The 9,147-nt window shown below is 52.1% G+C and carries 8 protein-coding genes; all 8 read right to left on the reverse strand.

All coding sequences use genetic code 11. The features are described 5' to 3' along the window. Nucleotides 1-5: 5 nt before the first annotated feature. Nucleotides 6-4,034, reverse strand: a complete 4,029-nt coding sequence (gene rpoB, locus OGV83_RS00845; protein WP_024130652.1) for a DNA-directed RNA polymerase subunit beta — start codon at nt 4,032-4,034, stop codon at nt 6-8. Between the two features lie 319 nt (nt 4,035-4,353). Beyond that, nucleotides 4,354-4,719 (reverse strand): 50S ribosomal protein L7/L12, encoded by a 366-nt coding sequence (gene rplL / locus OGV83_RS00850; protein ID WP_012133812.1) that lies wholly within the window; start codon nt 4,717-4,719, stop codon nt 4,354-4,356. Between the two features lie 66 nt (nt 4,720-4,785). Further along, nucleotides 4,786-5,283, reverse strand: a complete 498-nt coding sequence (gene rplJ, locus OGV83_RS00855; protein ID WP_004097644.1) for a 50S ribosomal protein L10 — start codon at nt 5,281-5,283, stop codon at nt 4,786-4,788. A 355-nt stretch (nt 5,284-5,638) separates the two neighbouring features. After that, nucleotides 5,639-6,346 (reverse strand): 50S ribosomal protein L1, encoded by a 708-nt coding sequence (gene rplA, locus OGV83_RS00860; RefSeq protein WP_012133813.1) that lies wholly within the window; start codon nt 6,344-6,346, stop codon nt 5,639-5,641. A gap of 3 nt (nt 6,347-6,349) precedes the next feature. Next, a complete protein-coding gene (rplK, locus tag OGV83_RS00865; RefSeq protein WP_012133815.1) occupies nt 6,350-6,778 on the reverse strand; it encodes a 50S ribosomal protein L11 in 429 nt (142 codons plus the stop codon). Between the two features lie 157 nt (nt 6,779-6,935). Further along, nucleotides 6,936-7,481, reverse strand: a complete 546-nt coding sequence (gene nusG / locus OGV83_RS00870; RefSeq protein WP_003862341.1) for a transcription termination/antitermination protein NusG — start codon at nt 7,479-7,481, stop codon at nt 6,936-6,938. Between the two features lies 1 nt (nt 7,482). After that, complete coding sequence (gene secE / locus OGV83_RS00875) at nt 7,483-7,866, reverse strand: preprotein translocase subunit SecE (RefSeq protein ID WP_012133816.1); 384 nt, start codon at nt 7,864-7,866, stop codon at nt 7,483-7,485. 231 nt (nt 7,867-8,097) lie between these two features. Continuing rightward, a partial coding sequence (gene tuf / locus OGV83_RS00880) for an elongation factor Tu (RefSeq protein WP_286448902.1) occupies nt 8,098-9,147 on the reverse strand: 1,050 nt, incomplete at its 5' end.

Here is a 9,147-nt window from a genome sequence, read left to right on the forward strand (position 1 = left end):
GAGAATTACTCGTCTTCCAGTTCGATGTTGATACCCAGCGAACGAATCTCTTTCAACAATACGTTGAAGGATTCTGGCATGCCCGGTTCCATCTGATGGTTGCCGTCCACGATGTTCTTATACATCTTAGTACGGCCATTCACGTCATCAGACTTAACGGTGAGCATTTCCTGCAAGGTGTATGCTGCGCCGTATGCTTCCAGCGCCCACACTTCCATCTCCCCGAAGCGCTGACCACCGAACTGCGCCTTACCACCCAGCGGCTGCTGAGTAACCAGGCTGTAGGAACCGGTGGAACGAGCGTGCATTTTGTCGTCGACCAGGTGGTTCAGTTTCAGCATGTACATGTAACCTACGGTTACTGAACGCTCGAACTGTTCACCGGTACGGCCGTCAAACAGCGTGATCTGGCCGGAAGTCGGCAGGTCACCCAGTTTCAGCAGCTCTTTAATTTCCGCTTCTTTCGCACCGTCGAACACCGGCGTTGCGATCGGCATACCTTTGCGCAGGTTTTCAGCCAGACGCAGAACTTCTTCATCGCTGAAGGTATTCAGGTCAACTTTCTGACGAACGTCAGCGCCCAGATCGTACGCACGCTGGATGAATTCGCGCAGTTTCGCGACTTCCTGCTGCTGTTTCAGCATGGCGTTGATCTTATCGCCGATACCTTTCGCAGCCATACCCAGGTGGGTTTCCAGAATCTGACCGATGTTCATACGAGACGGTACGCCCAGCGGGTTCAGTACGATGTCTACCGGCGTGCCGTTTTCATCGTAAGGCATATCTTCGATCGGGTTGATCTTAGAAATTACACCCTTGTTACCGTGACGACCTGCCATCTTGTCACCAGGCTGGATACGGCGTTTAACCGCCAGATATACCTTAACAATCTTCAGCACGCCCGGTGCCAGATCGTCGCCCTGAGTGATTTTGCGGCGTTTCGCTTCGAGTTTTTTCTCGAACTCGTGTTTCAGTTCATCGTACTGCTCAGCCAGTTGCTCCAGCTGATTTTGTTTCTCTTCGTCGGTCAGGCCCAGTTCCAGCCAGCGATCGCGCGGCAGCTTGTCGAGCTTCTCAGCTTCAACGCCACCGGAAACCAGCACAGCGTGGATACGGCTAAACAGGCCAGCTTCGAGGATCTGCAATTCTTCAGACAGGTCTTTCTTCGCCTGCTTCAGCTGCATCTCTTCGATTTCCAGCGCACGTTTGTCTTTTTCTACGCCATCGCGAGTAAAGACCTGAACGTCGATAACCGTACCGGAAACACCGTTTGGTACGCGCAGAGAAGAGTCTTTAACGTCAGACGCTTTCTCACCGAAGATCGCACGCAGCAGTTTCTCTTCTGGCGTCAGCTGGGTTTCACCTTTCGGCGTTACCTTACCAACCAGAATGTCGCCGCCGGTCACTTCCGCACCGATGTAAACGATACCGGATTCATCCAGTTTAGAGAGCGCAGCTTCACCCACGTTCGGGATATCAGCGGTGATCTCTTCCGGCCCCAGCTTGGTGTCACGGGACACACAGGCCAGTTCCTGAATGTGGATGGTGGTGAAACGGTCTTCCTGGACAACACGCTCGGAAACGAGGATGGAGTCTTCGAAGTTGTAGCCGTTCCACGGCATGAACGCTACGCGCATGTTCTGGCCCAGCGCCAGTTCACCGAGATCGGTGGACGGACCGTCAGCCAGCACGTCGCCGCGCTCAACCGGCTCACCCAGAGAAACACACGGCATCTGGTTGATACAGGTGTTCTGGTTAGAGCGGGTGTATTTGGTCAGGTTGTAGATGTCGATGCCTGCTTCGCCCGGGTACATCTCGTCTTCGTTAACTTTGATAACGATACGGGACGCATCCACGTACTGAACAGTACCGCCACGTTTAGCAACCGCAGTTACACCGGAGTCAACGGCAACAGCACGTTCCATACCGGTACCAACCAGCGGCTTATCAGCGCGCAGAGTCGGAACCGCCTGACGTTGCATGTTCGCACCCATCAATGCACGGTTGGCGTCATCGTGTTCCAGGAACGGGATCAGGGACGCACCGACGGAAACCACCTGCTGAGTGGAAACGTCCATGTAGTCGACCTGGTCGCGGCTGAACAAGCTGGATTCGCCTTTGCTACGGCAGGTAACCAGATCTTCTACAAAGTGGCCTTCGTCATCCAGGTTGGAGTTCGCCTGAGCGATAACGTAGTTACCTTCTTCGATAGCAGACAGGTAATGAATTTCGTCAGTCACCACGCCGTCGGTGACTTTACGATACGGAGTCTCAAGGAAACCGTATTCGTTAGTCTGTGCGTACACGGACAGGGAGTTGATCAGACCGATGTTCGGACCTTCAGGCGTTTCGATAGGACATACGCGACCGTAGTGGGTCGGGTGTACGTCTCGAACTTCGAAGCCTGCGCGTTCACGGGTCAGACCGCCTGGGCCGAGTGCGGAGATACGACGTTTGTGCGTAATCTCAGACAGCGGGTTGTTCTGGTCCATAAACTGAGACAGCTGGCTGGAACCGAAGAACTCTTTCACTGCCGCAGAAATCGGTTTGGCGTTGATCATGTCCTGAGGCATCAGGGTATCCAGATCGCCCAGAGACAGACGCTCTTTCACCGCACGCTCAACACGCACCAGGCCAACGCGGAATTGGTTTTCCGCCATTTCGCCTACGGAACGGATACGACGGTTGCCGAGGTGGTCGATATCATCGACTTCGCCTTTACCGTTACGGATATCAATGAGCTTCTTCATCACGTCAATGATGTCGTCTTTGCTCAGGATACCGGAACCTTCAATTTCGTCGCGCAGCAGAGAACGGTTGAACTTCATACGACCAACCGCAGACAGGTCATAGCGGTCTTCGGAGAAGAACAGGTTCTCAAACAGGCTTTCAGCCGCTTCACGAGTCGGCGGCTCACCCGGGCGCATCATGCGGTAGATTTCTACCAGCGCGCTCAGACGATCGTTGGTCGGGTCGATGCGTACCGTTTCAGAAATGTACGGGCCGTGATCCAGATCGTTGGTGAACAGCGTTTCGATACGCTTGTGGCCAGACTGGCTCAGCTTCGCCAGCAGATCCAGGCTCAGCTCCATGTTCGCTGCGCAGATCAGCTCGCCAGTTGATTCGTCAACGTAGTCTTTAGACGCCACTTTACCCGCGATGTACTCAACCGGAACTTCGATATGTTTGATATCGTCTTTTTCCAGCTGGCGAATGTGGCGCGCAGTAATGCGACGACCTTTTTCGACGTACACTTTGCCGTTGGCTTCGATGTCAAAGGAGGCGGTTTCACCACGCAGGCGTTCCGGCACCAGTTCCATCTGCAACTTGTTGTCGCGGATCTCGAAGATCACTTTCTCAAAGAACAGGTCCAGGATCTGTTCAGTGGTGTATTGCAGTGCACGCAGAATGATGGTCGCAGGCAGTTTACGACGACGGTCGATACGGACAAACAGGTTGTCTTTCGGATCGAACTCGAAGTCCAGCCATGAACCACGGTAAGGAATGATGCGCGCGTTATACAGTACTTTACCGGAAGAGTGAGTTTTACCTTTATCGCTGTCGAAGAAGACACCCGGGCTACGATGCAGCTGGGAAACGATAACACGCTCAGTACCGTTGATAACGAAAGTACCGTTGTCGGTCATGAGCGGAATTTCGCCCATGTAGACTTCTTGTTCTTTAATATCTTTTACGGTGCCTTCCGGCGCTTCGCGCTCGTAGATCACCAGACGCAGTTTTACGCGCAGCGGTGCGGAATAGGTCACGCCACGGATCTGACATTCCTGAACGTCAAACACCGGTTCGCCAAGGCGGTAGCTGACGTATTGCAGCTCGGAATTACCGCTGTAGCTCTGAATCGGGAACACGGAACGGAATGCAGCTTCCAGACCGTACTGCCCTTCAGGATCTTGCTCGATAAACTTCTGAAACGAGTCAAGCTGGATAGAAAGGAGATAAGGTACATCCAGAACTTGTGGACGTTTACCAAAATCCTTACGAATACGTTTTTTCTCGGTATAGGAGTAAACCATAGGGTTCCTCAGCTCGCTGACAAGTCGACCCATCTGTCCTGCGGAGGGACAGTTTGTGCAACACTATTTTGTTGACCGGAAAATGGAATACTTTCCGCAATGCCTGTTGCTATCACGCTTAAACCATTTCATTGCGATTTACACAGAACGGGCGTTCTGTCGCAGTATATTAAGTCGTCGATAGAAACAAGCATTGTCAGGACAACCAGTAGTCAAACAGTGTGAAACGCTACTGGCGCCTTACAGCGCAAAAAGGCTGGTGACTAAAAAGTCACCAGCCATCAGCCTAATTTCTTAGGCTGCAACCGGAAGGGTTGGCTTATTTAACTTCAACTTCAGCGCCAGCTTCTTCCAGAGATTTTTTCAGAGCTTCAGCGTCATCTTTGCTCACGCCTTCTTTCAGAGCGGCCGGAGCAGATTCTACCAGGTCTTTAGCTTCTTTCAGACCCAGGCCAGTTGCGCCACGTACTGCTTTGATAACAGCAACTTTGTTAGCGCCAGCAGCTTTCAGAATTACGTCGAATTCAGTTTTTTCTTCAGCAGCTTCAACCGGGCCAGCAGCTACAGCAACAGCAGCAGCAGCGGAAACACCGAATTTTTCTTCCATTGCAGAGATCAGTTCTACAACGTCCATTACGGACATAGCGGATACTGCTTCAATGATTTGATCTTTAGTGATAGACATTTAAATTGTTCCTGAATATCAGAATAAGTTTATACGTAAGCGGATGCGTTACAAAGATAACTGCGATTAAGCAGCTTCTTTCGCATCGCGTACAGCAGCCAGAGTACGAACCAGTTTGCCAGCCGAAGCTTCTTTCATGGTTGCCATCAGGCGTGCAATTGCTTCTTCGTAGGTCGGCAGAGTTGCCAGGCGGTCGATCTGAGACGCCGGGATCAGCTCACCTTCAAAGGCAGCGGCTTTGACCTCAAATTTTGCATTCGCTTTCGCGAACTCTTTGAACAGACGAGCAGCAGCGCCCGGGTGTTCCATAGAGTATGCAATCAGGGTCGGACCAACAAACGTGTCTTTCAGGCACTCGAACGGAGTACCTTCAACGACGCGGCGCAGCAGGGTGTTACGAACAACACGCATGTAAACGCCAGCTTCACGACCTGCTTTACGCAGTTCAGTCATTTTATCTACAGTTACGCCACGGGAATCCGCAACTACTGCAGACAGCGCGCCTTTGGCTACTTCGCTGACTTCAGCAACAATCGCTTGTTTGTCTTGAAGATTTAAAGCCATTAGCTTTGCTCCTGGATGTTTGCCAGAGCTCATGCTCTGGAACTCACTTCACTCTCCTCAACGAGAAGAGCGTCTTAATACGGTGAGCAGAAACAAGCCAGAGTATAAAAAATAATCTTAGCGTTCTGTCACCGTCTACGCAGGGCATTAAGTTTCTTACGAAACACCTGCGGTCTTCGACGGAGGCCTGGATAGGCCAGGCTCCAACGAACAAATCTTGTCTATGACTTCGCCCTTTGAACCGTAGCCGCGTTAGCTGCTACAATTCAAATGACTCGCATAGAGTTCTGTTTATTTCAACAGAAACGTGGGGGTAAGATTGTAGACAAAATCACCGCCCACGTAAAGGCGAATATTAGTTCGCCACAGTCGCAGTCAGACCGGACTGATCAACGGCAACGCCAGCACCCATGGTGGTGGAGATGCTAACTTTCTTGATGTACACGCCTTTCGCCTGAGTCGGTTTTGCTTTTTTCAGCGCAACCAGCAGAGCTTCCAGGTTTTCTTTCAGTTTGTCAGCGTCAAAATCCACTTTACCGATGGTGGTGTGGATGATGCCGTTTTTGTCGTTACGGTAACGAACCTGACCAGCTTTAGCGTTCTTAACCGCTTCAGCAACGTTAGGCGTTACAGTACCCACTTTCGGGTTCGGCATCAGGCCACGCGGACCCAGAACCTGGCCCAGCTGGCCAACAACGCGCATTGCATCCGGGGAAGCAATAACAACGTCAAAGTTCATTTCGCCTTTCTTGATCTGTTCAGCCAGATCTTCCATACCTACCAGTTCAGCGCCAGCAGCTTTAGCAGCTTCAGCGTTTGCACCCTGGGTAAATACGGCTACGCGAACGGAACGGCCAGTACCGTGCGGCAGTACAGTTGCGCCACGTACGTTCTGGTCAGATTTACGCGCGTCGATGCCGAGGTTAACGGCAACGTCTACGCTTTCTACGAACTTAGCAGTGGCCAGTTCTTTCAGCAGAGAGATAGCTTCGTTGATGTCGTACTGTTTGGTCGCATCAACTTTCTCACGGATCACACGCATGCGCTTGGTCAGTTTAGCCATTTCTTAGTCCTCCACTACCAGGCCCATGGAACGTGCAGTACCTTCGATGGAGCGAGTCATCGCTTCAATGTCGGCACCAGTCATGTCGGCAGCTTTGGTCTGCGCGATTTCCTGCAGCTGAGCGCGGGAAATTTTACCTACTTTGTCTTTGTTCGGCTTGCCGGAACCAGACTTAATACCAGCCGCTTTCTTCAGCAGAACTGCTGCCGGAGGCGTTTTGGTAATGAAGGTGAAAGAACGGTCAGCGTAAACGGTGATAACAACCGGAATCGGCAGACCTTTTTCGATGGAATCAGTTTTTGCGTTGAACGCTTTGCAGAATTCCATGATGTTTACGCCCTGCTGACCCAGAGCCGGACCTACTGGCGGACTCGGGTTAGCCATACCAGCTGCAACTTGCAGCTTGACGTAGGCTTGTACTTTCTTAGCCATTGCAATTTCCTCGTTTGGGTATAACGCCTGAAAACAGGCTCCCCGTGATATAAAAAAATCGTTTTACGGGCCAGGCCCATAAAAACAAAAGGCGCGAAATTGTATTCCAATCTCGCGCCTTGTGCAACGATTAAATCGCCGCTTTTTTGATCGCTGCTTAGGCTTTCTCAACCTGGGCAAAGTCCAGTTCTACCGGGGTCGCACGACCAAAGATAGAAACAGACACCTTCAGGCGGGACTTCTCGTAGTCCACTTCTTCAACAACGCCGTTAAAGTCAGCAAACGGACCGTCGTTAACACGAACCATTTCACCCGGTTCAAACAGCGTTTTCGGACGCGGTTTATCACCGACCTGTTGCAGGCGGTTCATGATCGCATCAACTTCTTTGTCGCTGATTGGCGCCGGACGGTCAGACGTACCGCCGATGAAGCCCATCACACGCGGAACACTGCGCACCAGGTGCCAGCTTGCGTCGTTCATCACCATCTGAACCAGGACGTAGCCCGGGAAGAATTTGCGCTCGCTTTTGCGACGCTGGCCGCCACGGATTTCGACCACTTCTTCGGTCGGCACCATGACTTCACCAAACAACTCTTCCATATTGTGTAATTTGATATGCTCACGCAGCGATGTTGCTACGCGGCCTTCAAAACCGGAAAACGCCTGAACGACGTACCAGCGCTTTTTAGGAGCTTCAGACATCTCAGAACCTCAGGCCAGTGATAAAGGATACCAGGCGAACCAGAATACCATCCAGTCCCCACAGGATCAGTGACATTACTGCGGTAACCGCAGCCACAATCAGCGTGGTGTGCAATGTTTCCTGGCGAGTCGGCCAAATGACCTTACGGACTTCGGTACGCGCTTCACGGGCAAAAGCAACGGTTGCTTTACCTTTTGTCGTCAACAGCGCGACACCACCCGCTGCAGCAATCAGAATTACTACGGCCAGCGCACGCAGCGGCAGCATCATGTCGCGATAGAGGTAGTTGCCCACAATAGCCACAAGCAGCAATGCGACAACAACGACCCACTTCATCGCTTCCAGGCCGCGCCCGCTTCCTTGAGCTTCGGTATTCGCACTCATAAACCAACCTGTCAGAAGTATTCTACAAACATTTTCACCCCGCGTATGCGAGGCAATCCAAACCGAAATGCTCTGTGTTGCGTTTCGGACTAAACGCCCTCAGCAGAGCCTGTCTCAGCAATGATTATGACAAAAAAAATCACTGATGAGCCAGGTTCTGATGTGAAAGCGTGCAAAAAGGGCATCAAATGATGCCCTTTTATTGCGCATTGCGTCAAATGTTATCAGCGATTAGCCGAGAACTTTAGCAACCACGCCTGCGCCAACAGTACGGCCGCCTTCACGGATTGCGAAACGCAGACCGTCGTCCATCGCGATCGGGTGGATCAGGGTAACAACCATTTTGATGTTGTCGCCCGGCATTACCATCTCTACGCCTTCCGGCAGTTCGATGGTGCCAGTCACGTCAGTTGTACGGAAGTAGAACTGCGGACGGTAGCCTTTGAAGAACGGAGTATGACGGCCGCCTTCATCTTTGGACAGAATGTACACTTCAGATTCGAACTTGGTGTGCGGCTTGATGGTGCCCGGCTTAGCCAGTACCTGACCACGTTCGATTTCTTCACGTTTGATACCACGCAGCAGAACACCTACGTTCTCACCAGCACGGCCTTCGTCCAGCAGTTTGCGGAACATTTCAACGCCAGTACAGGTAGACTTCGCAGTCTCTTTGATACCAACGATTTCAACTTCTTCGCCCACTTTGATGATACCGCGCTCTACACGACCGGTAACAACGGTACCACGACCGGAGATGGAGAATACGTCTTCGATCGGCAGCAGGAACGGCTTGTCAATCGCACGCTCTGGTTCCGGGATGTAAGAATCCAGGTAGCCAGCCAGTTCGATGATTTTCGCTTCCCACTCTGCGTCGCCTTCCAGCGCTTTCAGAGCAGAACCACGAACGATCGGCGTGTCGTCGCCCGGGAAATCGTACTGAGACAGCAGTTCACGCACTTCCATCTCAACCAGTTCCAGCAGCTCTTCGTCATCAACCATGTCGCATTTGTTCAGGAACACGATGATGTACGGAACGCCTACCTGACGACCCAGCAGGATGTGCTCACGGGTCTGCGGCATCGGGCCGTCAGTCGCAGCAACAACCAGGATCGCGCCGTCCATCTGCGCAGCACCGGTGATCATGTTTTTAACATAGTCGGCGTGGCCCGGGCAGTCTACGTGCGCGTAGTGGCGAGTCGGGGTGTCGTATTCAACGTGAGAAGTGTTGATGGTGATACCACGAGCTTTTTCTTCCGGCGCGTTATCGATCTGGTCGAATGC

Origin of the sequence: Citrobacter sp. CK189, from assembly GCF_030333505.1 — a bacterium.
Lineage (GTDB): Bacteria > Pseudomonadota > Gammaproteobacteria > Enterobacterales > Enterobacteriaceae > Citrobacter_B > Citrobacter_B koseri.